Below are 22,768 nucleotides of genomic sequence, written 5' to 3' on the forward strand. Positions count from 1 at the left end.
GAAAAGCACCCCGGAAGGGGAGTGAAATAGATCCTGAAACCGTGTGCCTACAAGTAGTTAGAGCCCTTTTATGGGTGATAGCGTGCCTTTTGTAGAATGAACCGGCGAGTTACGATTACATGCGAGGTTAAGTTGAAGAGACGGAGCCGCAGCGAAAGCGAGTCTGAATAGGGCGAAATAGTATGTGGTTGTAGACCCGAAACCAGGTGATCTACCCATGTCCAGGGTGAAGTCCAGGTAACACTGGATGGAGGCCCGAACCCACGCACGTTGAAAAGTGCGGGGATGAGGTGTGGGTAGCGGAGAAATTCCAATCGAACTTGGAGATAGCTGGTTCTCTCCGAAATAGCTTTAGGGCTAGCCTCAAGATTTAGAGTATTGGAGGTAGAGCACTGTTTGGACTAGGGGCCCCCATCGGGTTACCGAATTCAGACAAACTCCGAATGCCAAATACTTATTCTTGGGAGTCAGACTACGAGTGATAAGATCCGTGGTCAAGAGGGAAACAGCCCAGACCACCAGCTAAGGTCCCAAAGTATACGTTAAGTGGAAAAGGATGTGGAGTTGCTTAGACAACCAGGATGTTGGCTTAGAAGCAGCCACCATTTAAAGAGTGCGTAATAGCTCACTGGTCGAGTGACTCTGCGCCGAAAATGTACCGGGGCTAAACGTATCACCGAAGCTGTGGATTGACATCTTTGATGTCAGTGGTAGGAGAGCGTTCTAAGGGCGTTGAAGCTAGACCGTAAGGACTGGTGGAGCGCTTAGAAGTGAGAATGCCGGTATGAGTAGCGAAAGATGAGTGAGAATCTCATCCACCGAATGCCTAAGGTTTCCTGAGGAAGGCTCGTCCGCTCAGGGTTAGTCGGGACCTAAGCCGAGGCTGAAAAGCGTAGGCGATGGACAACAGGTTGATATTCCTGTACCACCTTTAAATCGTTTGAGCAATGGGGGGACGCAGGAGGATAGGGTAAGCGTGCTGTTGGATTAGCACGTCCAAGCAGTTAGGCTGGTAATGAGGCAAATCCCATTACCACATAAGCGGAGCTGTGACGGCGAGGGAAATATAGTACCGAAGTTCCTGATTCCACACTGCCAAGAAAAGCCTCTAGCGAGATTTAGGGTGCCCGTACCGCAAACCGACACAGGTAGGCGAGGAGAGAATCCTAAGGTGAGCGAGAGAACTCTCGTTAAGGAACTCGGCAAAATGACCCCGTAACTTCGGGAGAAGGGGTGCTCTTGCGGGTGCAAGCCTGCGAGAGCCGCAGTGAATAGGCCCAGGCGACTGTTTAGCAAAAACACAGGTCTCTGCGAAGCCGCAAGGCGAAGTATAGGGGCTGACACCTGCCCGGTGCTGGAAGGTTAAGAGGAGGGGTTAGCACGTTAGTGCGAAGCTCTGAATTGAAGCCCCAGTAAACGGCGGCCGTAACTATAACGGTCCTAAGGTAGCGAAATTCCTTGTCGGGTAAGTTCCGACCCGCACGAAAGGTGTAACGATCTGGGCACTGTCTCAACGAGAGACTCGGTGAAATTATAGTACCTGTGAAGATGCAGGTTACCCGCGACAGGACGGAAAGACCCCGTGGAGCTTTACTGCAGCCTGATATTGAATTTTGGTACAGCTTGTACAGGATAGGTAGGAGCCTTGGAAGCCGGAGCGCTAGCTTCGGTGGAGGCATTGGTGGGATACTACCCTGGCTGTATTGACATTCTAACCCGCACCCCTGATCGGGGTGGGAGACAGTGTCAGGTGGGCAGTTTGACTGGGGCGGTCGCCTCCTAAAAAGTAACGGAGGCGCCCAAAGGTTCCCTCAGAATGGTTGGAAATCATTCGTAGAGTGTAAAGGCACAAGGGAGCTTGACTGCGAGACCTACAAGTCGAGCAGGGACGAAAGTCGGGCTTAGTGATCCGGTGGTTCCGCATGGAAGGGCCATCGCTCAACGGATAAAAGCTACCCCGGGGATAACAGGCTTATCTCCCCCAAGAGTCCACATCGACGGGGAGGTTTGGCACCTCGATGTCGGCTCATCGCATCCTGGGGCTGTAGTCGGTCCCAAGGGTTGGGCTGTTCGCCCATTAAAGCGGTACGCGAGCTGGGTTCAGAACGTCGTGAGACAGTTCGGTCCCTATCCGTCGTGGGCGTAGGAAATTTGAGAGGAGCTGTCCTTAGTACGAGAGGACCGGGATGGACGCACCGCTGGTGTACCAGTTGTCTTGCCAAAGGCATCGCTGGGTAGCTATGTGCGGAAGGGATAAGTGCTGAAAGCATCTAAGCATGAAGCCCCCCTCAAGATGAGATTTCCCATAGCGCAAGCTAGTAAGATCCCTGAAAGATGATCAGGTTGATAGGTCAGAGGTGGAAGCATGGCGACATGTGGAGCTGACTGATACTAATAGATCGAGGACTTAACTAAAATGAAAAGCGGAAATGCCTGTTTATGGCGTTGGAGCTGGACAAAATGATTACTTGGCAAATTGGAATACTTCTAAATGGTTTAGTTTTGAGAGAATAATTCTCTAAATAAATAAGTCTGGTGGCGATAGCGAGAAGGTCACACCCGTTCCCATACCGAACACGGAAGTTAAGCTTCTCAGCGCCGATGGTAGTTGGGGGTTCTCCCCCTGTGAGAGTAGGACGTCGCCAGGCAATAAGGAAACAAGCATCTATTCATTAGATGCTTGTTTTTTATTTATATCTAAGCTTGCCGTCTTTCCTGAAGAGTTCGTGCTTTTCTCATTTGATGAACAAAAAATAGATATTTGGGATCATTTGTTTTCGTATTAACAATCTCTCTTTCGCAATCCATACATATAAAGGATTCGAATAGATGAATACCTTCTAATTTATGTTCTTCACATATGAGACAGGCTTCTGCTCTACTTGATTGATATTTCCCCATTTCTCCACCTCCATAGACATTATTCTATCCATTTTAGTAATCACTCATACCTTTATTCTTAAAAACTACTAAACTAAAATACTACAAAATAGGAAAGACTAAAGGGGGATTGATAATATAGCCCAATATGGGTGGATAAGGGATTTATATTATCTGAAATACTTAGATAAGAAAATGGAAAGAAGGAAACGTAAATTACTTCCTATGAAGAAAAAGTGATAAAATAAATAGAGTGAAAAAAGAAAAGAGGAATACTATTGCAAGAAAACACACCGTTATATTCTAAACTGTTGCAATTCCAGTCGAAAAATAATATTTCTTTTCATGTACCTGGTCATAAGAATGGGGAATTAATTTCTTCGGAAGAGGAGTGGAAAGGACCCTTATGGAATTTTGATGTGACAGAGCTCAATGGCTTAGATGATTTACATGCACCAACAGGTGTTATTGCAGATGCAGAAAAATTACTAACAGATTTTTATGGAGTTAAGAAAAGTTATTTTCTTGTAAATGGAAGTACTGTTGGGAATTTAGCAATGATATTAGCGGCCTTAACAGAGGGTGACAAAGTATTTGTACAAAGGAATAGCCATAAATCAATTATGAATGGAATAAAGTTAGCAAAGGCAGAGCCTATTTTACTTAGCCCTGATTATGAGGAAGATTGGAAAGTCGATACTGTCCTTTCAAAAAAAACAATTGAACAGGCAATTGCACGATTCCCAGAAGTCAAAAAGCTTATTTTAACTTCTCCTAATTATTATGGAATGGTTGGAAATTTACAGGAGATTATTGACTTAGCCCATGCTAATGGCATTTGTGTATTAGTAGATGAAGCGCATGGAGCACATTTTAAAGGAAACCCACATTTTCCACCTTCAGCAGTTGAGTTAGGTGCAGATATAGTTGTTCAATCAGCACATAAGACGCTTCCTGCATTAACAATGGGTGCTTATTTACATTATAATACAGCATTCGTTCAACAAGAGGATGTTAAACATTACTTAGACATTTTACAGTCCAGCAGTCCATCTTATCTTATTATGGCCTCTCTAGATAAGGCTAGGCATTATATAGCAAACTATAGCATGGAGGATTGGGAATACCTACATACGATGCTTACACTTTTTCGGGAACAACTTCATACAATACCCCAGCTAAATGTACTAAATTATCCTTATGATGGAGATCCTTTAAAAATTACTATTCAATCAACAGAAAATAGAAGCGGATTCGAATTACAAAAAGAATTAGAAAAAGAGGGCATTTATACGGAGTTAGCTGATTCAAATAATATATTATTTGTCTTTCCATTGTTAAAGAAAGGAATCTCTTACCCATTAGAAAAGGTTATTTATAAAATAAAAAGGGCACTTCTTAAACATACACATGCTTATTCTTCACAGAGTGAGACAGTTGAATCTATAAAAAAGCGTCAGGATATAGTAGAATTAAAACTTAGTGAAAAAGAACAAGCAATACGAAGTAAGGTAGAAGTTTCATTAAGTGAAGCTTTACATGCAGTTTGTGCAGAAACAATTATTCCATATCCTCCAGGAATTCCTATTTTAATGCCTGGAGAGGAGATAACGAACTATCATATTAAACAAATAACGAACTTATTAAAGGATGGAGCAAGATTTCAAGGAAGTCCATCTATTTATAAAAATAGAATTACAATTTTTAAGAAATGACAACTTAGGAGGACAATAAGGTGACAAAAGGGCTCTTTATTACATTAGAAGGACCAGAAGGAGCGGGAAAGACAACCGTTATCGATATGTTGTTAAATTATTATCAAGAAAAAGAACTACAGATTATAAAGACTAGGGAACCAGGTGGAATTCCTATTTCAGAAAAAATTAGAAATATTATATTAGATCCTAAGCATATTGAAATGGATGCTCGGACAGAAGCGTTACTATATGCAGCTGCTAGAAGACAGCATTTAGTAGAGAAGGTCGTTCCAGCTTTAAACGGCGGAGCAATTGTATTATGTGATCGCTTTATTGATAGTTCATTGGCATATCAAGGGTATGCAAGAGGAATTGATATGGATGAAATTTGGAAAATTAATCAATTTGCAATTGGAGATATCATGCCTGAACTAACCATTTATTTTGATTTAGATCCAAGGGTTGGTTTAGCAAGAATTAATAATACGAGTGATAGAGAAATTAACCGTTTGGATTTAGAAACGATTGAATTCCATGAAAGAGTACAAGAAGGCTATTCTAAGGTAATAGAGAAATTTCCAGAGAGAATAATAAAAGTAGATGCATCGAAACCACTAGAACAGGTTTTGGAGGATACAGTGGATATTATTAATCGTTTTTTAAAGTAGAAGTGCGTTGCTAATTATATATTAGGGTATTATGCATATAGTGATAACAAACAAAAAATAGATAGGCTTTCAAAGAATTATTTTCCTTTCAGCTGTTTGTTTTTATATTTATTGCTATAATAGGAACAAGTTATAAAATCATTCGGAAACTATAATAAGGGGCGGGATAAAATGAAATTAATTCTAACAGTCATTCAAGATAAAGATAGTAACAAATTACTTAATGCACTAGTTGAAAATAATTTTAGAGCAACAAAGCTTGCGAGTACTGGCGGATTCTTGAAATCTGGAAATACCACCTTTATGATAGGAACGGAAGATATACGTGTGGAAAAAGCACTGCAAATCATTAAAGAAAATTGTCAATCAAGAGACCAATTAGTAGCACCTGTATCGCCAATGGGAGGAAATGCAGATTCTTATGTCCCTTATCCAGTAGAAGTGGAAGTTGGTGGAGCAACAGTCTTTGTATTACCTGTAGAGCAATTTAAACAATTTTAAGCTGTACATCGGTTAACTTCTGTTACCGATGTACTTTCATGGTTAAATGATAAAAGTTAAAAGTGAGAGCAGATCTTTTTGCTAACAAGTAGTAGATCGTTCTTCAGGAGGAAGAATATGAAGATTAATAAAGACATTCGAATCAATCTGGAAGGGAATAGATTAGAAACAAAAGGTAGTCTAGGGACTCTAAATTTCAGGGATATGTCCAACAACAAAATGAGAAATTAAAGGTCGATCAGCTTCAAAATTGATGAAGAACATCGATGATATTGGCAATAGGTTAGGGCGATCCCAAAATTTAAAAGACTTAACAAAATATAAATCTCTTGTTAAACAGTTTGTAAAAGAAGCTGTTGAATTAGGGATGAAAGTAAAAAAAGACAACTCGTGGGATCAGTTTGGCCAAGGGAGAGACTTGCGTGTTGTACAGGTAATTGATGATAAGTTAGTAGAATTAACAGAAGAAGTAATTGCGACTGAGAAAAAATGGCATAAATATCTTAGATAAAATTGGTGAAATTAAAGGTTTACTAATTAATATATATACGTAAATGGAGTGATTGTCTTGACAAGGACGTGGGAACAGCTTGAACAGACACAACCCATTGTTTTAAAAATGCTAAAAAACAGCTTGAAAAAAGAGAGATTAGCTCATGCATATCTTTTTGAAGGAATGAAGGGAACTGGTAAACGGGAAATAAGTCTAGTTCTCACTAAGAGCATTTTATGTGAAAATACTATAGATGGATATGTTCCATGTGAAACATGTTCAAATTGCAAGCGGATAAATAATGGTAACCATCCTGATGTGCATTTACTTGAGCCAGATGGATTATCCATAAAGAAGCATCAAATACAAAGCCTACAAGAAGAGTTTTCCAAGACTGGAGTAGAGTCAAAGCAAAAGGTGTATATTCTTGTTCATGCAGATAAAATGACTACAAATGCGGCTAATAGTTTACTGAAATTTTTAGAGGAACCAAATGCAGAAACAACGGCCATTCTAATAACAGAACAAATTCAGCAAATATTGCCGACTATTTTGTCTCGGTGTCAGGTCCTTTCCTTTACACCATTATCCCCAAATGAAATGGCTAAAGAACTAGTAAGAAATGGAATAAAACCAAATGAAGCCCCTTTACTTGCGCAAATTACCAATAATTTTGAAGAGGCATTGACACTTAGTACGGATGAATGGTTTGTACAAGCGCAAAAAATAGTGGTAAAATTATATGAGGCTCTTAAAGGAGCTCCTTTAGAAGCATTAGTAGCTCTTCAAAGGGACTGGTTTTCTCATTTTAAGGAAAAGGATCAGTTTGATAGAGGACTCGATTTATTATTGCTGCTTTATAAAGATTTATTATATATACAGCTTGGCAAGCACGATCAGATTGTATACGTTAGCGAAAAGGGACGATTAGAGACTTATGCTTTAAGAACTTCTAACAGGCGCTTAACGGAACAAATGACAGCTATTTTTGAAGCAAAGCGAAAGCTGCAGGGGAATATGAATCCACAGTTATTGATGGAGCAGCTGGTGCTAGAGCTGCAGGAGGGATCTTCAGTTGTATGATGTTGTAGGAATCCGCTTTAAAAAAGCTGGAAAAATATATTATTTTGATCCAAATGAATTAATCATTCAAAAGGGAGACTTCGTCATCGTCGAAACTGTTCGAGGTGTAGAATTCGGGAGAGTAGTTATTGGACCGAAAAAAGTAGATGAAAACGATGTTGTTTTACCCTTGAAAAAAGTATTAAGAATTGCGGATCATAAAGATCAAATGATTGTAGCCGAAAACAAGGTTGCAGCAAAAGAGGCATATGATGTTTGTTGTGAGAAAGTTACGCTACATGAATTAGATATGAAATTAGTGGATGTAGAATATACATTTGACCGTAATAAAATTATTTTTTATTTTACCGCTGATGGTCGAGTAGACTTTAGGGAATTGGTAAAAGATTTAGCTTCCATTTTTCGAACAAGAATTGAACTTCGTCAGATTGGTGTAAGAGATGAAGCTAAAATGCTAGGTGGAATTGGTCCTTGTGGAAGAATGTTATGCTGTTCGACATTCTTAGGGGATTTCGAACCAGTATCTATTAAGATGGCAAAAGACCAAAACCTTTCCTTAAACCCAACGAAAATTTCCGGATTATGCGGACGATTAATGTGTTGTTTAAAATATGAGAATGACGATTATGAAGCTGCCAAGGAACTTTTACCAGACTTAGGTGATTGGATTAATACACCGGATGGAAAGGGAAAAGTTGTTGGTTTAAATATTTTAGAACGTGTACTCCAAGTGGAAATTTCTGAACAAGAACGAGTGCTTGAATATACATTAGATGAGATACTGCAAGAGGATGCTGTTTCAGTTCAATCCACAGATTAATGAGGTGGAAGAGTGGATAAAAAAGAAGTTTTTGAATCAGTAATAAATATGGAAAGTCAAATTGGTAATTTGTATAAGCAATTAGGTGATCTTAAACAGCATGTAGCTGAGCTTATTGAAGAGAATAATAGGCTGCAGCTAGAAAATGAAAATCTAAGAAGGCACTTAGAGGATATACCAAGAGAAAAAGATTCGAAACAGGATAAAAATAAAAGAAGGAACATAAAACAAGGTAAGACGATGGAGGAAAAAAATATTGATATAGGGGAAGGGTATGACAACCTGGCAAGACTATATCAAGAAGGTTTTCATATTTGTAATCTTCATTTTGGAAGTCCTCGAAAAGATGGAGATTGTCTTTTTTGTTTATCGTTTCTTAATAAAAAATAAGGATGTCTCAAAGAAATTATTGCCCGAGTATGTAAGCAATACAATCAATGTATTGTCAGGGGATGACTCTTCTTCTTGAGACATCTCTTTTTCTATGCAGGAATAGGAAAGATGGAGGTAAAAAAAGAGTGGTTCCATTAATTGGAGATGAAAGATTAGATTATTTGCTGGATGAACGATTAAGAATTATTCAAAGTCCATCTGTTTTTTCTTTCTCATTAGATGCAGTATTATTAGCGGATTTTGTCTCTATTCCTTTGAAGAGGGGGGCAATTGTTGATTTATGTAGTGGGAATGGAGTAATTCCACTCTTTTTGTCACTTCGAACAGAGGGAGATATTGTAGGAGTAGAAATACAAGAAAGATTATATGATATGGCAAATAGAAGCATTCAGTATAATCATTTAGAACAAAAAATAAAAATGATTCATGGTGATATTAAGGATGCTCCTAGTTTACTTGGGTATGAGAAGTATGACGCAGTGACGTGTAATCCTCCCTACTTTAAGAAGACGAACTCAATGGCAGAGATTAATGGTAATGAGCATCTTGCTATAGCTAGGCATGAGATTCTCTGTACACTTGAGGATACAATTAGTATATCTAGTCAATTGGTTAAACAAGGTGGAAAAGTAGCTTTTGTTCATCGACCTGGCAGGCTATTAGATATCATTACATTTATGAGGGAGAATCGATTGGAACCAAAGCGAATCCGATTTGTCTATCCAAAAGAAGGTAAAGAAGCGAATATTTTATTAGTTGAAGCAATAAAAGATGGGAAACCAGACTTAAAAGTTCTCCCTCCGTTATTTGTTTATAAAGATGGCAACAATTATACAGAGGAAATGAGCAGAATACTGTATGGAAAATAAGAATCATTATTTTTATGTATTAAAGTGTAAGGATGGCAGCTATTATGCTGGTTATACAAATGATCTTCAAAAGCGAGTAAAAACGCATAATGATGGCAAAGGGGCAAAGTATACAAGAGGGCGTTTACCGGTATCTGTTATTTACTATGAGGAATTTCAGACAAAACAAGAGGCCATGAAAGCAGAGTATGCTTTTAAACAGTTAGATAGAAAGAAGAAGGAAAAGTTTTTATGGAAGGAAGTAGGTGAAGGAAATGAAACAACAAAAAAGCTTTAAAGAAAAAAGGGGAGCGCTGTATTTAGTCCCTACTCCTATCGGGAATTTAGAAGATATGAGTTTTCGAGCAATTAGAATTTTGAAAGAGGCAGATATTATTGCTGCAGAGGATACGCGTAATACAAAAAAACTATGTAATTATTTTGAAATTGCAACTCCAGTAGTCAGCTATCATGAACATAATAAAGAGACTAGTGGTCAAAAGCTAATACAAGCTTTGAAAGAGGATAAAATAATCGCATTAGTAAGCGATGCGGGAATGCCAACCATTGCAGATCCAGGATATGAGCTAGCTATGAATGCTATTAATCAAGAAATCCCAGTTATTCCTCTTCCAGGAGCAAATGCAGCATTAACAGCTCTGATTGCTTCGGGACTTCCGACACATCCTTTCTACTTTTATGGTTTCCTTAATCGTCAAAAGAAGGAGAAGAAGAAGGAGTTGCTTTTCCTAAAGAGTGTTCCAGGTACGTTGCTCTTATATGAATCCCCGCATCGTTTAAAAGAAACATTGGTTTTAATAAGGGAAATTCTCGGTAATAGAAAGATCACATTATGTAGAGAGTTGACAAAGTTATATGAGGAATTTATTCGTGGAACTCTAGAGGAGGCAATTGCTTGGTCTCAATCAGAAGAAATAAGAGGAGAGTTCTGTTTAGTTATCGAACAAGGAGAATTACAAACGGAAGACAATAATTGGTGGGAAGACTTATCTATTGTTCAACATGTAGATCACTATGTGGAAAAAGAGGGAATTACGGTAAAAGAAGCAATTAAAAAGACTGCATTAGATAGAGAAATGCAAAAAAGAGACATTTACCAAGAATACCATATTCAATAAGAAAAAGGGCTGCTGCCTTAAATCGGAACATCAAAAATATGATGGTGTTCCCCTTTAAGGCGGCAGTCCTTTAGTTTATAAAAAAGAACGAATAAGCTTTTCTTATTTATTCATTCAAGAAACTATGAATAAATAAAGAGTGATGTACTTACACATTTCTAACTTTATTCTTATTTTGTAAGTTCAAAATTGCTTTTAATTTCCGCGATTAATTGCTCTGCACCTTCACGGCTAAGAATTAATTTACCACCAGCTAAAGATAGATTATCATCTGATACTTCTCCAGTAACTTGGCAAGTCATGTTTGGTTTATATTTTTTTAAGATGATTTTTTCATCATCTACATAAATTTCTAGAGCATCCTTTTCCGCAATTCCTAATGTACGTCTTAATTCGATTGGAATTACCACACGACCTAATTCATCAACTTTACGAACAATACCTGTAGATTTCATTTTCTTTTCTCCTCCCAAAAGTAAGTATTTATATTTTTTTCGCTAATTTTCGACAAATTTCTTTGTATGTTTATTATAATACCAGCCATTCCCATAAACGTCAATTATTTATTTTGAAATAAATGTATTTTAAAAAACCTTATTAAAGTAGGCTTTTCTGGAGTATGAAATGATAAATAAACATAGGATGGGATAAATTGGTATAGTATTTTCGTTCTATTTTTGTTATTTTTTCGACAAAAAACAACATTTTTATTTGTCATTTTTTCTTCCAAAACATCGCTGTTGCATTACTAATTATTTTTAGGTATATTTTGATGGGATAAAAGGAAAAATGGCAATAATTATGCGGTTTATAAATGTTCTTATACTTTTTTGTTTCGATAAAAAAGAAGAATGGTTACAATAGTAATAGCAGTTATTTTACTAAAGGTACATATTATATACATATACATAGGAGGAAACTAAGTGAAGGATCAAGAAAAAACTTTTTATATTACTACGCCAATCTATTATCCAAGTGGCAATTTACATATTGGGCATGCCTACACAACAGTTGCTGGAGATGCAATGGCTCGTTATAAAAGAATGAGAGGATATGAAGTTCGTTACTTAACTGGAACGGATGAACATGGGCAAAAAATTCAGCGCAAAGCAGAAGAAGCAGGAATTACACCTATTCAGTATGTAGATGAAATTGTAGCAGGAATAAAGGAATTATGGGATAAGCTTGATATTTCCTATGATGATTTTATCCGTACAACAGAAAAACGACATACGGATGTTGTCGAAAAAATGTTTAGGAAATTAGTGGATCAAGGAGATATTTATTTAGATGAATATCAAGGATGGTATTCTGTTTCTGATGAAACGTATTATACAGAACTACAGTTAGTTGATCCTATTTATGATGAACATGGCAAAGTAATTGGAGGGAAAAGCCCCGACAGTGGTCATGCCGTTGAACTAGTAAAAGAGGAATCATATTTCTTTAGAATGGGGAAATATGCAGATCGCTTGTTAGCATTTTACGAGGAAAATCCAGAATTTATCCAACCAGAATCTCGCAAGAACGAGATGATTAATAACTTTATCAAACCAGGATTGGAAGATTTAGCAGTCTCAAGAACGACTTTTGATTGGGGAATTAAAGTGCCAGGGGATCCGAAGCATGTTGTGTATGTATGGATCGATGCCCTTTCCAATTATATTACTGCGCTAGGGTATGGCTCTGACGATGAAACATTATACAAAAAGTTCTGGCCAGCAAATGTACATTTAGTTGGGAAAGAAATTGTTCGTTTTCACACGATATATTGGCCAATCATGCTTATGGCATTAGATCTACCATTGCCTAAGAAAGTCTTTGCACATGGCTGGATTCTAATGAAAGATGGTAAAATGTCTAAATCAAAAGGAAATGTGGTTAATCCAGTGACGTTAATTGATCGTTATGGATTAGATGCTCTTCGTTATTATTTATTAAGAGAAGTACCATTTGGTTCTGATGGTGTGTTTACTCCAGAAGCGTTTGTAGAGAGAGTGAACTTTGATTTAGCGAATGACTTAGGGAACTTATTAAATCGTACAGTGGCGATGATTAATAAGTACTTTAATGGTGAAATTCCTACCTATAAAAATTCAGAGGGAACTTTTGAAAAGTCACTTGTGGAAGCACATCAAGAAACGGTTAAGAAATATGCGGAGCATATGGAAAATATGGAGTTCTCCGTTGTACTAACAACGTTATGGCAATTAGTCAGCAGAAATAATAAATATATCGATGAAACACAGCCATGGGTATTAGCGAAAGAGGAAAAGACAGAAGAATTAGCAGTTGTGATGAATCACTTAGCAGAATCTTTAAGAAGAATCGCAATTATGTTAAAACCATTCTTAACAAGAACACCTGATAAAATTTTTAAACAGTTGAACATACAAGATGAATCCTTACAGACATGGGACAGCTTGGAACGTTTTGGCATAATCCCTGCGGGTACTATAGTAGAGAAGGGAGATCCTATTTTCCCTAGATTAGATATCCAAGAAGAAGTGGAATTTATTAAGAGCGAAATGAAGGGACCTCAAAAGGAAGAAGAAACGAAACAAGAGGTTCAAGAAGTTCCGGACGTAGAGGAAATCACAATAGATGACTTTATGAAGGTAGATTTACGTGTAGCACAAGTGCTGGAAGCTGAACCTGTGAAAAAAGCAGACAAGTTATTGAAGTTACAATTGGATCTTGGTTATGAGAAAAGACAAGTAGTTTCTGGAATTGCTAAATATTATTCTCCTGAAGACTTGGTAGGACGAAAGGTTATTTGTGTAACAAATTTAAAACCAGTTAAATTAAGAGGCGAACTTTCTCAAGGAATGATTTTAGCTGGAAGTCATGACGGCGAATTGTCTCTTGCGACAATCGCAGAGGCTTTACCACTTGGAGCAAAAGTAAAATAAAATGATAGGAAAAACATGGAGATGTTTTAATTGGGGAAATCGCCAAGATCTTTAATGGGAATGGGCGAGAAAACTCCATATTTTAATCATCTCTATGTTTTTTCTTCTTTCATTAAGACTGTGGTGGCAAGGATAGAACGGTCTGAGAAAATAAAGTGTAAATATATTTAACAGATGATGGAGGGATGTTTATCATGTTATTTGATACACATACACATATTAATGCAAATGAGTTTCAAGATGATATAGAAGAAGTGATACAACGAGCACTCGATGTAGGAATGGAAAAAATGGTAGTGGTTGGGTTTGATAGACCTACTATTACAAAGGCGATGGAGCTTATTGAGCAGTATGATTTTGTTTACGCAAGCATAGGGTGGCATCCTGTAGATGCTATCGATATGGTAGATGAAGATTTGGTTTGGATTGAAGAATTGGCAAAGCATCCAAAAGTCATTGCAATAGGAGAAATGGGACTAGATTATCATTGGGATAAATCGCCAAAAGATATTCAAAAAGAAGTGTTTAGAAAGCAAATTCAATTAGCAAAAAAAGTAAAACTTCCGATAATTATTCATAATCGTGAAGCGACTGCTGATATTGTTGAAATCTTAAAAGAAGAGGATGCAAAAGAGGTAGGCGGGATTATGCATTGTTATGGAGGAAGTGTAGAAACTGCGCTTGAATGTATAAATATGAATTTTTATATTTCGCTTGGTGGAACGGTTACTTTTAAAAATGCACGAAAGCCAAAGGAAGTTGCAGAAGCCATTTCGTTAGATCATTTATTAATCGAAACGGACTGCCCATATTTAGCACCGACCCCTTTTAGAGGAAAACGCAATGAACCTAGTTATGTAAAACTAGTAGCAGAAGAGATTGCTGCTATAAAAGGGATTTCCTACGAAGAGGTGGCGTCAAAAACAACAGAAAACGCAAAAAAATTATTCGGCATAAACTGATAAAGATTTTTGTCGAATGAAGAAAGAGCTTGTCCGAACTTCCTCTTATTTTTAATCGTTCTACATTGCTTCCTTTTCTCATAGACTAATTATGTCGAGATTTCTTTCTTTCCTTTCGCTTGTTTTTTTTGCATAATAGGATATACGTTCAAAGATTCTAAAGGGTTGACAGCGGACATGATACTCTATATAATCACTCCGAGAGAAAAGGAGGCGTTTTTCATCGTAATCAAAAACATGAAAAACCTGTTTTCAAAATCTTTGAGCAAGAAGAAAGTGTCTATCTTTTTAGCTAGTTTCATCGTTTTTGCGAGTAGTATTGGATTTATAATTTATGAAACTACTAAAAGTACTGTGGCACTAACGCTAAATGGTAAAGAACAAATCATCGAGACGCACTCATCTACTATACAACAAATATTTGATGATTTAGATATTACCGTCGGTTCAAAAGATTATGTGTTTCCCTCGTTAAACACAAAGGTGACAGATAACCTAGAAGTTGTCTGGAAAAAAGCTAAACAGGTTGAATTGCAAAAAGACGACGAGAAGAAAACGGTTTGGACAACAGTAGATACTGTTAAGGAGTTTTTAGAAGAACAAAAAATTTCTTTGAACGAGCACGACCAGATCAATCAGAAAGAAAATAACCCTATAGAACATAAAATGGACGTTGTCGTACATACAGCATTTCCAGTAACGCTAGTAGACGCAGGAAAGAAAAAGCAAGTATGGTCCACTTCGACTACGGTCGCTGACTTTTTAACACAACAGGAGATCTCACTTGATAAATTAGACCGAGTTGAACCAGCTCTAAAGGAAAAAGTGAAAGAAGAAGCTATTGTTAATATAACAAGAATAGAAAAGGTCACCGATGTAGTGGAACAACCGATTAATTTTGCCGTAATCACCCAAAAGGACGATGATCTTCCACACGGAACAGAAAAAGTACTTAAAGAGGGAACTGAAGGAGTGGTCTCTAAAAAGTATGAAGTGACGAAGGAAAATGGCAAAGAGATTTCCCGAAAATTGCTAAGTGAAACAACAGTAAAAGAAAAGCAGGATAAAATTGTCTCTGTTGGAACAAAAGACGAAGTCATTCAACTTGCATCCCGTGGTGAAGAACGTGGGCAAGAAGTGTTCGTCAATTCAACAGCATATACTGCTAGCTGTAATGGATGTTCTGGCCGAACGGCTACTGGAATTGATCTGAAAGCTAATCCTAATGCAAAAGTAATTGCTGTCGACCCAAGTTTTATCCCATTAGGAACAAAAGTTTATGTGGAAGGCTATGGCTACGCTGTTGCTGCCGATACTGGCGGAAGTGTAAAAGGGCAGAAAATTGATGTTTTCTTTTCCACAAAAGCCGAAGCTTACCGTTGGGGTAACAGGCAAGTTAAGATAAAAATAATTAATTAGGTAAAATAGAAATCTCGACAATTTATCATCCAATATCAGATGATAGAAAGTTAGCTAATTTGGCAGAGGGAGCATCTCCTCTGTCCTTTTTTATGTTTCATCACTTGTTAATTAAATTGCAATGAATCAGCCATTTGTTTAAACATAAATATTAGCTATAATGATAATAATTAAAACATTTCTTTCTCTCTGTATATATAGACGATTCATGTTACAATTATGTTTCATTTTTTTTTCAAATTTTAAATATTTTTTTGGAGGTTCCATGAAGATTAAAGAAATAATAGTAGTGGAAGGTCGAGATGATACTACCGCTATTAAGCGAGCGGTAGATGCAGATACAATTGAAACAAACGGTTCAGCTATTAATCAAGAGACATTGGATAAAATAAAGCTAGCCCAAAAAACAAGAGGAGTTATTGTTTTGACAGATCCAGACTATCCAGGTCAAAAAATTCGTCATACAATTGAAATGCATGTTCCTGAATGCAAGCATGCCTTTATTCCGAAGGAGCTTGCTATCCATAAGCATGGTAAAGGTGTTGGGGTGGAACATGCATCAGTAGAAGTAATTAGAGAAGCATTAAAAGAAGCACATCTGATGCAAGAAACAATAAAGGAAGAAATTACAAAGGAAGATTTAATTGATGCGGGCTTAATTGGCGGTGCTGATTCTAAGGAGCGAAGAGAACAGTTAGGTAAGCTGCTTAAAATTGGGTATACAAATGGAAAACAGCTCTATAAACGATTATTGATGTTTCATATTACAAAGGCAGAGTTTGCACAAGCGATTAAGGAAATACGCCAGGAGGATAAGCATGTATAAAGATATAGCAACACCCGCAAGGACAAGAGCAATACTAGATAAATATGGTTTTTCCTTTAAGAAAAGCTTAGGACAGAACTTTTTAATTGATACAAACATTTTGAGAAATATTGTGGATCATGCGCAGTTAACAGAAGATTCAGGTGCAATTGAGGTTGGCCCTGGAATTGGCGCATTAACAGAACAATTAGCAAAGCGGAGCAAAAAGGTTGTAGCGTATGAGATTGATCAACGTCTATTACCGATTTTAAAAGAGACACTTGAACCATATCCTCACGCAAAAATTATCCACCAGGATATTTTAAAGGCAAATGTTAAGGAAATGTTAGACACAGAGTTTAAAGATATCAAGGATATTATGCTTGTTGCTAATTTACCTTATTATGTTACAACGCCGATTATTATGAAGATACTAGAAGAAAAGTTACCTTTAAGAGGCATTGTGGTAATGCTACAAAAAGAAGTGGCAGAACGAATTTCAGCGAAGCCAGGAACGAAGGAATATGGTTCTCTTTCAATTGCCATTCAGTATTATACAAAACCAGAAGTGGTTATGATTGTACCAAAAACTGTTTTTGTCCCTCAACCAAATGTGGATTCAGCTGTTATTCGTCTTACGATTAGAGAAACACCGTCTGTTGTAGTGAAAAATGAAGCATTTTTCTTTCAAATAACAAGAGCCAGCTTTGCACAAAGAAGAAAAACGATTCTCAATAACTTATCGAGCCAATTAGAGGGTGGAAAAGAAAAGAAGGCAGAAATCATAGAAGCGCTGGAACAAGCGGAAATTGAGCCTTCTAGACGCGGAGAATCATTATCTATTGAAGAGTTCGCGAAGCTCAGTGACATACTTTATGAAACGTTTGGAAAATAATGATGATAAATAGGTGTACAGATTAATTGCTTTTCCTAAAAAATATCAAGGAAGAGGAAGCTTTCTGTGCACCTTTTTATATGATGTTTTATTTGGTAAAGGTTGTTGTTAGGAAAGGGGAGCAGCCGATGTTCTCATTCTTCTTTTTCGAATTGCTCACAACTTTATAGACGTATGCATAATTTATCAGAGATAGATATTGAATAATAATATCCACTCAGGAGAAACAAGTTTGGGTTAATTGGAGTGACAAGAGTGACTATAAATATCATGGATATCGTCGGTAGAGAGTCTTATCAATGTGATTTATTGTTTCGAATAATTGACATGAAAGAGGTAAATGGCCAAAAAATTGCCATTCTTTATGGAGAAGATTTTCGCTTGATTGCAGATGCTCCATATGAGGATTTAGTATTAATTAATCAACCGATGCAACGAAAAATTTCCCAAAAGGTTCAGTTAATGGAGGAACAATCTCTCCAATTATTTCGACAAGATGTGAATCTTTTGCGAAGAAAGCAGGAGTATCAAGTAACAGAAGCTTATAGCAAGCCTTCTAACTATTTTCAATTACCGGGTAAAGTACTCCATATTGATGGAGATCCCAACTATTTGAAAAAGTGTCTCACTTTATACGAAAAAATTGGGATACCCGTCAATGGAGTGCACTGCAATGAAAAAGAGATGCCAAGTAAAATAGGCAGTCTTTTGGATTACTATCGCCCTGATATACTGGTTATAACAGGTCATGATGCTTATTCTAAAGCACTAGGAGACAAAAGTGATATTAATGCATACCGACACTCTAAATACTTTGTACAGACCGTCAGAGAGGCGAGAAAGAAGCTTCCTAATCTGGATCAGTTAGTTATTTTTGCTGGTGCTTGTCAATCCCACTTTGAATCCCTTATTTATGCAGGAGCTAATTTTGCAAGTTCCCCCTCAAGAGTAAATATTCATGCCCTTGATCCAGTTTATATCGTTGCCAAGATAAGCTTTACACCTTTTATGGAAAGGGTAAACGTTTGGGATGTTTTAAGGAATACATTAACGGGTGAAAAGGGACTAGGTGGAATTGAAACAAAGGGAGTACTGCGAACAGGCATGCCATATCATGTAGATTCGGCGGAAGAGGTGTAACAAAGACAGAAGCATTTAAATATTACACACAGGATAAGGTATGCTTTTACCCTTTAATAAATGGTGGGCTATCTGGATTCTGTGTGTTTTTAGCTAGAAGATGCTTTATTTCCTTTGAAAGATATAAGTAGTTGAAAAAAATTGAAATTTTCTACATATTTATGCTCACTTTGTGCAAACTATCTTTGTTGAAAAATTGGAGAAAAATAAGAATAAAAAATATTGACAACTTCTAAAAAAGACTGTTATAATTTATGTTTTTATTTGACTCTGTTGTGTCAGTATGATATACTTTACACAGTGAGGTGGACCGAATGGCAAAAACATTATCAGATATAAAAAAAGCTCTTGATTCAAATTTAGGAAAAAGACTTATGCTGAAGGCAAATGGCGGTCGTCGGAAGACAATTGAACGTTCAGGAGTATTAGCAGAGACTTATCCATCTGTGTTTGTAGTGGAGTTAGATCAGGATGAAAATGCATTTGAACGTGTATCATACAGCTATGCAGATGTTTTAACAGAAACGGTTCAAATTACCTTCTTCGAGGATACATCAGGACAAATTGCTTTAAGCTAACTATTATTGCTTGAAAGCATTAAGCGGCAGTGAACAATTTGTTTGCTGCTTTTTTCATGGAGAAAAATAATGATTTGCAAATAAAGATGATTGCAGATGTATAAATAAGCATATGTTTTGGCAACAAATAGATAACATGAAAAACTAGTGATGGATACATACTAAGCTTACCGTGGGTGATGAAAGGAGAGATTCACTTTGGGTAGACGAAAAGGAATTATGTCTGAAGGATTGAAGGAAGAATTAGCAAAAAAGCTTGGTTTCTATGATGTAGTCCAGAAAGAGGGCTGGGGCGGTATTCGTGCAAGAGACGCAGGGAATATGGTCAAAAGGGCAATAGAAATAGCAGAGCAAAGTCTTCTTACTCAAAATAAAGAGTAATGTGTAACTTCGAAATTCACTTTACGTCCATCTTATTTGTACGATAATCAAATTGGATTTACCCACGGCAATTTATAGAATCTATCATTAGCGTATATCTATATTATCGATTAAATAGTATAGATATAAGGAGTTAATGATAGATTCTTTTTTTATTCAAGGATGATGGGGAGTAAGAGCTCACCTCAATTGTTGATAAATTATAGGAAAACACAATCTCAATTGTATGTAAGAGAATAATTTGTGGTAAAATCACTATATCTATATAGAAGATTAGATGAGCATAAAGCTTGTTAGGCACGGAATAAGGGTAAGATAAAGTTCGTCTAGCCTACTATTATTATCTCCTTTAAGGAAAATCCTCTTTCGTTAGTTGGAGAAAAAAGTAAATGATGAAATTGTTAAGTGGGTGGAAATATTGAAGCTTTTGGTGAAAGCGCCAGCTAAAATCAATTTGTCATTAGATGTGCTTCATAAGAGACCAGATGGGTATCATGAAGTAGAAATGATTATGACGACAATTGATTTAGCAGATAGAATTGAGCTAGCATTGTTAGATAACGATGTAATAAAAATAGTTTCTCTTAATAGGTTTGTTCCTGATGACCAAAGAAATCTTGCTTATCAGGCAGCAAGTATATTAAAGGAAAAGTTTGATGTGAAAAAAGGCGTAGAAATTAAAATTGAGAAACATATTCCTGTTGCAGCAGGTCTTGCTGGAGGAAGCAGCGATGCAGCGGCAGTATTACGCGGTTTAAATAAGTTATGGGATTTAGGATTAACATTAGATGAATTAGCTGTCATTGGAGCTGAAATTGGGTCTGATGTGTCTTTTTGCGTCTATGGGGGCACTGCCCTTGCAACTGGAAGAGGGGAAATCATTAAGGAGTTGCCTGCGCCACCAGTGTGCTGGGTTATTTTAGCAAAACCATTTATTGGTGTATCAACAGCTGATATTTATAAAAGACTAGATATTGAGACAATTGAGCATCCCAATACGGAGAAAATGATTGAGTCCATTTCAGCGAAAGATTATGATCTTATGTGTAATAGCGTTGGGAATGTGTTAGAGAATGTTACTCTATCCTTATACCCAGAGGTTGCTCAAATTAAAGAACAAATTTGCAAATTTGGTGCAGATGCTGTTCTTATGAGCGGAAGTGGACCCACTGTTTTTGGATTGATTCAACATGATTCAAGGATGAATCGGGTTTACAATGGTTTGAGAGGATTTTGTGATCAAGTATTTGCGGTTCGAATGATTGGGCAACGACATACTCTTGATTAAATCCGTATAATAATGTAAAATTGTCTTTAAATATTCGGATTTTGGGGGTTCAGTTATGAAATTTCGTCGTAGTGAGCGTTTAATAGACATGACGAATTACTTGCTGGAGCATCCTAGGCAGTTAGTATCTCTTTCTTACTTTGCAGAAAAGTACGGTGCAGCCAAGTCTTCAATCAGTGAAGATTTGGCTATTGTTAAAGAAACATTTGAGCAAAGAGGAATAGGGACTTTACATACATTGCCAGGAGCAGCCGGTGGAGTAAAGTATCAAGTAAAAGTCAGTGATGAAGCAGCGAAACCATTTGTTGAGGAGCTTTGTGATTTGATAAAAAGTCCAGAAAGGCTTTTGCCCGGCGGATATCTATACATGAATGATATTCTGGGAAATACGACTATCATGCAAAAAGTGGGAAGACTGTTTGCCTCTGCTTTTGCTGATACGGATATTGATGTGGTCATGACAGTTGCTACTAAAGGGATTCCTTTGGCATATGCAGTTGGAACTTATTTAAATGTTCCGGTAGTTATGGTTAGAAGAGACAGTAAAGTAACAGAAGGCTCCACGGTGAGTATTAATTATGTTTCTGGTTCTACAAAAAGAATCCAAACGATGCTGCTTTCTAAAAGAAGTTTAGAAGATGGCTCAAAAGTATTGATTGTGGATGACTTTATGAAAGCTGGCGGTACCATCAATGGTATGATTAGTCTATTAGAGGAATTCAATGCAAGCGTTGCAGGAATCGCAGTATTAGTAGAAGCAGAGGAAGCAGAGGAAAGACTAGTGGATGATTATTTATCACTAGTAAAATTATCCGGTGTTGATGTAAAAGAAAAGAAAATTTCTGTGGAAAATGGTAATTATTTCGACAAAAAGTAACTCTTAGGGGGAAAAGACAAATGAAAGTTGTTCAAACAAGTAACGCACCAGCAGCTATCGGACCGTATTCTCAAGGGATTATTGTGAATAATTTATTTTTCAGTTCTGGTCAAATTCCTTTAACTGCAGAAGGTACCTTAGTAGAGGGAGACGTGCAGACACAGACACATCAAGTATTCAAAAATTTAGCAGCCGTCCTTAAAGAGGCAGGAGCATCCTTTGAAACGGTTGTGAAGGCAACGGTGTTTATTAAAAATATGGAAGACTTTCAAGCAATCAATGAAGTATATGGAGAATATTTCTCTACACATAAGCCCGCTCGTTCATGTGTAGAAGTAGCTAGACTTCCTAAGGATGTATTAGTTGAAATCGAAGTTATCGCACTTTGTAAATAAGTTACTTCATAAAGGAAGATAGTCGGAGATTAAGTGGAAAAACAGAAGATTTTATCACTTTTAGGCACTTTTTCTTTATTTTATTCCTAAATATTCTAAAAAATTTCATCTTTAAAGAAGGAGTTATGAGAATTCTGTTGAATTTAATAACTAGATTTTATCTTCTAGTAAAGGTGGTGAACAGGATGGAAGTAACTGATGTAAGGCTACGCCGAGTTAACACGGATGGACGTATGAGAGCTATTGCCTCTATTACACTAGATAATGAATTTGTTGTTCACGATATTAGGGTAATTGACGGAAATAATGGACTATTTGTAGCGATGCCAAGTAAACGAACTCCAGATGGTGAGTTTAGGGATATCGCTCATCCAATTAACTCTGGTACAAGAGGAAAAATCCAGGAAGCAGTTTTGGCAGAATACCACCGCCTGGGTGAATTAGAAATTGAATTTGAAGAAGCTGGAGCTTCCTAAAATAATCTGCAGCTAGAGCCTACTTCCTAAGAGTAAGGCTCTTTTTTTATTCCTATTTCTCTCCTATTTACCCCTTGATTTTCCAATGAAAACAATTTGTTCTTCTAGTATCATAAAA

Annotated in this window: 24 protein-coding genes and 2 rRNA genes (1 of these 26 running past the window's edge); 24 read left to right on the forward strand and 2 right to left on the reverse strand. The window is 37.0% G+C overall.

Going from position 1 to position 22,768, the window contains the following annotated elements; genetic code table 11:
* A 23S ribosomal RNA gene (locus NST77_RS20780) occupies nucleotides 1-2,415 on the forward strand (it extends 521 nt beyond the left edge of the window).
* A gap of 116 nt (nucleotides 2,416-2,531) precedes the next feature.
* A 5S ribosomal RNA gene (rrf, locus tag NST77_RS20785) occupies nucleotides 2,532-2,648 on the forward strand.
* 49 nt (nucleotides 2,649-2,697) lie between these two features.
* Here rrf and NST77_RS20790 read toward each other — a convergent pair.
* Nucleotides 2,698-2,901 (reverse strand): sigma factor G inhibitor Gin, encoded by a 204-nt coding sequence (locus NST77_RS20790; RefSeq protein WP_095333999.1) that lies wholly within the window; start codon nucleotides 2,899-2,901, stop codon nucleotides 2,698-2,700.
* A 257-nt stretch (nucleotides 2,902-3,158) separates the two neighbouring features.
* Here NST77_RS20790 and NST77_RS20795 point away from each other — a divergent pair, with 257 nt between their 5' ends.
* From NST77_RS20795 to rsmI, 10 genes are all read left to right on the forward strand, one after another.
* Complete coding sequence (locus tag NST77_RS20795; protein WP_095333997.1) at nucleotides 3,159-4,595, forward strand: aminotransferase class I/II-fold pyridoxal phosphate-dependent enzyme; 1,437 nt, start codon at nucleotides 3,159-3,161, stop codon at nucleotides 4,593-4,595.
* Between the two features lie 20 nt (nucleotides 4,596-4,615).
* Complete coding sequence (gene tmk / locus NST77_RS20800) at nucleotides 4,616-5,245, forward strand: dTMP kinase (RefSeq protein WP_095333995.1); 630 nt, start codon at nucleotides 4,616-4,618, stop codon at nucleotides 5,243-5,245.
* Between the two features lie 171 nt (nucleotides 5,246-5,416).
* Nucleotides 5,417-5,746 carry a cyclic-di-AMP receptor gene (locus NST77_RS20805; protein WP_016204713.1) on the forward strand — a complete coding sequence of 110 codons (330 nt, stop codon included), beginning with the start codon at nucleotides 5,417-5,419 and terminating at the stop codon, nucleotides 5,744-5,746.
* Nucleotides 5,747-5,999: 253 nt separating this feature from the next.
* The gene (locus tag NST77_RS20810) at nucleotides 6,000-6,257 is read left to right on the forward strand and encodes a YaaR family protein (protein ID WP_123258659.1); all 258 of its coding nucleotides are present in this window, start codon (nucleotides 6,000-6,002) and stop codon (nucleotides 6,255-6,257) included.
* Between the two features lie 57 nt (nucleotides 6,258-6,314).
* Nucleotides 6,315-7,322, forward strand: a complete 1,008-nt coding sequence (holB, locus tag NST77_RS20815; protein WP_095333993.1) for a DNA polymerase III subunit delta' — start codon at nucleotides 6,315-6,317, stop codon at nucleotides 7,320-7,322.
* Nucleotides 7,315-8,142: a PSP1 domain-containing protein gene (locus NST77_RS20820; RefSeq protein ID WP_095333991.1), complete on the forward strand. Its 828-nt coding sequence runs from the start codon at nucleotides 7,315-7,317 to the stop codon at nucleotides 8,140-8,142. The genes holB and NST77_RS20820 overlap by 8 nt, the downstream gene beginning before the upstream one ends.
* Nucleotides 8,143-8,154: 12 nt before the next feature.
* Nucleotides 8,155-8,532, forward strand: coding sequence for a DNA replication initiation control protein YabA (gene yabA / locus NST77_RS20825; protein WP_095333990.1), 378 nt, complete (start codon nucleotides 8,155-8,157; stop codon nucleotides 8,530-8,532).
* A gap of 128 nt (nucleotides 8,533-8,660) precedes the next feature.
* On the forward strand, nucleotides 8,661-9,404 hold the full coding sequence (locus NST77_RS20830; RefSeq protein WP_095333988.1) for a tRNA1(Val) (adenine(37)-N6)-methyltransferase: 744 nt from the start codon (nucleotides 8,661-8,663) through the stop codon (nucleotides 9,402-9,404).
* Nucleotides 9,394-9,681 (forward strand): GIY-YIG nuclease family protein, encoded by a 288-nt coding sequence (locus NST77_RS20835; protein WP_095333986.1) that lies wholly within the window; start codon nucleotides 9,394-9,396, stop codon nucleotides 9,679-9,681. Before NST77_RS20830 ends, NST77_RS20835 begins: the two co-directional genes overlap by 11 nt.
* Nucleotides 9,659-10,522 (forward strand): 16S rRNA (cytidine(1402)-2'-O)-methyltransferase, encoded by an 864-nt coding sequence (rsmI, locus tag NST77_RS20840; RefSeq protein WP_095333984.1) that lies wholly within the window; start codon nucleotides 9,659-9,661, stop codon nucleotides 10,520-10,522. The genes NST77_RS20835 and rsmI overlap by 23 nt, the downstream gene beginning before the upstream one ends.
* Before the next feature lie 170 nt (nucleotides 10,523-10,692).
* On the opposite strand, the gene NST77_RS20845 is transcribed toward rsmI, so the two are convergent.
* Nucleotides 10,693-10,977, reverse strand: coding sequence for an AbrB/MazE/SpoVT family DNA-binding domain-containing protein (locus NST77_RS20845; RefSeq protein WP_341123502.1), 285 nt, complete (start codon nucleotides 10,975-10,977; stop codon nucleotides 10,693-10,695).
* Between the two features lie 468 nt (nucleotides 10,978-11,445).
* Between NST77_RS20845 and metG the strand changes: the two genes are divergently transcribed.
* The 12 genes from metG (at nucleotide 11,446) to spoVG (ending at nucleotide 22,650) form a co-directional block, all read left to right on the forward strand.
* Nucleotides 11,446-13,434 (forward strand): methionine--tRNA ligase, encoded by a 1,989-nt coding sequence (gene metG, locus NST77_RS20850; RefSeq protein ID WP_095333982.1) that lies wholly within the window; start codon nucleotides 11,446-11,448, stop codon nucleotides 13,432-13,434.
* Between the two features lie 194 nt (nucleotides 13,435-13,628).
* The gene (locus NST77_RS20855) at nucleotides 13,629-14,396 is read left to right on the forward strand and encodes a TatD family hydrolase (protein ID WP_095333980.1); all 768 of its coding nucleotides are present in this window, start codon (nucleotides 13,629-13,631) and stop codon (nucleotides 14,394-14,396) included.
* A 237-nt stretch (nucleotides 14,397-14,633) separates the two neighbouring features.
* Nucleotides 14,634-15,815 carry a G5 and 3D domain-containing protein gene (locus NST77_RS20860; RefSeq protein ID WP_164463805.1) on the forward strand — a complete coding sequence of 394 codons (1,182 nt, stop codon included), beginning with the start codon at nucleotides 14,634-14,636 and terminating at the stop codon, nucleotides 15,813-15,815.
* A gap of 265 nt (nucleotides 15,816-16,080) precedes the next feature.
* Nucleotides 16,081-16,641: a ribonuclease M5 gene (gene rnmV / locus NST77_RS20865; RefSeq protein ID WP_095333978.1), complete on the forward strand. Its 561-nt coding sequence runs from the start codon at nucleotides 16,081-16,083 to the stop codon at nucleotides 16,639-16,641.
* Entirely contained in the window at nucleotides 16,634-17,515 is an 882-nt protein-coding gene (gene rsmA / locus NST77_RS20870) for a 16S rRNA (adenine(1518)-N(6)/adenine(1519)-N(6))-dimethyltransferase RsmA (RefSeq protein WP_095333977.1), read from the forward strand. The genes rnmV and rsmA overlap by 8 nt, the downstream gene beginning before the upstream one ends.
* 255 nt (nucleotides 17,516-17,770) lie before the next feature.
* Nucleotides 17,771-18,655 carry a sporulation peptidase YabG gene (gene yabG, locus NST77_RS20875; protein WP_095333975.1) on the forward strand — a complete coding sequence of 295 codons (885 nt, stop codon included), beginning with the start codon at nucleotides 17,771-17,773 and terminating at the stop codon, nucleotides 18,653-18,655.
* A 314-nt stretch (nucleotides 18,656-18,969) separates the two neighbouring features.
* Nucleotides 18,970-19,233, forward strand: coding sequence for a biofilm formation stimulator Veg (gene veg, locus NST77_RS20880; RefSeq protein ID WP_016204729.1), 264 nt, complete (start codon nucleotides 18,970-18,972; stop codon nucleotides 19,231-19,233).
* A gap of 198 nt (nucleotides 19,234-19,431) precedes the next feature.
* Complete coding sequence (locus NST77_RS20885) at nucleotides 19,432-19,614, forward strand: small, acid-soluble spore protein, alpha/beta type (protein ID WP_341123504.1); 183 nt, start codon at nucleotides 19,432-19,434, stop codon at nucleotides 19,612-19,614.
* 418 nt (nucleotides 19,615-20,032) lie between these two features.
* Nucleotides 20,033-20,902 carry a 4-(cytidine 5'-diphospho)-2-C-methyl-D-erythritol kinase gene (gene ispE / locus NST77_RS20890; RefSeq protein WP_095334005.1) on the forward strand — a complete coding sequence of 290 codons (870 nt, stop codon included), beginning with the start codon at nucleotides 20,033-20,035 and terminating at the stop codon, nucleotides 20,900-20,902.
* Between the two features lie 55 nt (nucleotides 20,903-20,957).
* A complete protein-coding gene (purR, locus tag NST77_RS20895) occupies nucleotides 20,958-21,779 on the forward strand; it encodes a pur operon repressor (protein WP_095333973.1) in 822 nt (273 codons plus the stop codon).
* A gap of 20 nt (nucleotides 21,780-21,799) precedes the next feature.
* Entirely contained in the window at nucleotides 21,800-22,174 is a 375-nt protein-coding gene (locus NST77_RS20900; RefSeq protein ID WP_095333972.1) for a RidA family protein, read from the forward strand.
* A 185-nt stretch (nucleotides 22,175-22,359) separates the two neighbouring features.
* Nucleotides 22,360-22,650, forward strand: coding sequence for a septation regulator SpoVG (gene spoVG / locus NST77_RS20905; RefSeq protein ID WP_026574035.1), 291 nt, complete (start codon nucleotides 22,360-22,362; stop codon nucleotides 22,648-22,650).
* Nucleotides 22,651-22,768 lie beyond the last annotated feature (118 nt).

Origin of the sequence: Niallia sp. FSL W8-0177 (assembly GCF_038006285.1) — a bacterium.
GTDB lineage: Bacteria > Bacillota > Bacilli > Bacillales > Cytobacillaceae > Niallia > Niallia circulans_A.

Coding starts and splice junctions, on each gene's coding strand:
- NST77_RS20900 (WP_095333972.1), top strand. CDS start 21,800: ATGAAAGTTGTTCAAACAAGTAACGCACCAGCAGCTATCGGACCGTAT.
- rsmA (WP_095333977.1), top strand. CDS start 16,634: ATGTATAAAGATATAGCAACACCCGCAAGGACAAGAGCAATACTAGAT.
- NST77_RS20805 (WP_016204713.1), top strand. CDS start 5,417: ATGAAATTAATTCTAACAGTCATTCAAGATAAAGATAGTAACAAATTA.
- NST77_RS20860 (WP_164463805.1), top strand. CDS start 14,634: ATGAAAAACCTGTTTTCAAAATCTTTGAGCAAGAAGAAAGTGTCTATC.
- NST77_RS20810 (WP_123258659.1), top strand. CDS start 6,000: ATGAAGAACATCGATGATATTGGCAATAGGTTAGGGCGATCCCAAAAT.
- rsmI (WP_095333984.1), top strand. CDS start 9,659: ATGAAACAACAAAAAAGCTTTAAAGAAAAAAGGGGAGCGCTGTATTTA.
- NST77_RS20855 (WP_095333980.1), top strand. CDS start 13,629: ATGTTATTTGATACACATACACATATTAATGCAAATGAGTTTCAAGAT.
- veg (WP_016204729.1), top strand. CDS start 18,970: ATGGCAAAAACATTATCAGATATAAAAAAAGCTCTTGATTCAAATTTA.
- NST77_RS20790 (WP_095333999.1), bottom strand. CDS start 2,901: ATGGGGAAATATCAATCAAGTAGAGCAGAAGCCTGTCTCATATGTGAA.
- NST77_RS20835 (WP_095333986.1), top strand. CDS start 9,394: ATGGAAAATAAGAATCATTATTTTTATGTATTAAAGTGTAAGGATGGC.
- spoVG (WP_026574035.1), top strand. CDS start 22,360: ATGGAAGTAACTGATGTAAGGCTACGCCGAGTTAACACGGATGGACGT.
- NST77_RS20845 (WP_341123502.1), bottom strand. CDS start 10,977: ATGAAATCTACAGGTATTGTTCGTAAAGTTGATGAATTAGGTCGTGTG.
- rnmV (WP_095333978.1), top strand. CDS start 16,081: ATGAAGATTAAAGAAATAATAGTAGTGGAAGGTCGAGATGATACTACC.
- purR (WP_095333973.1), top strand. CDS start 20,958: ATGAAATTTCGTCGTAGTGAGCGTTTAATAGACATGACGAATTACTTG.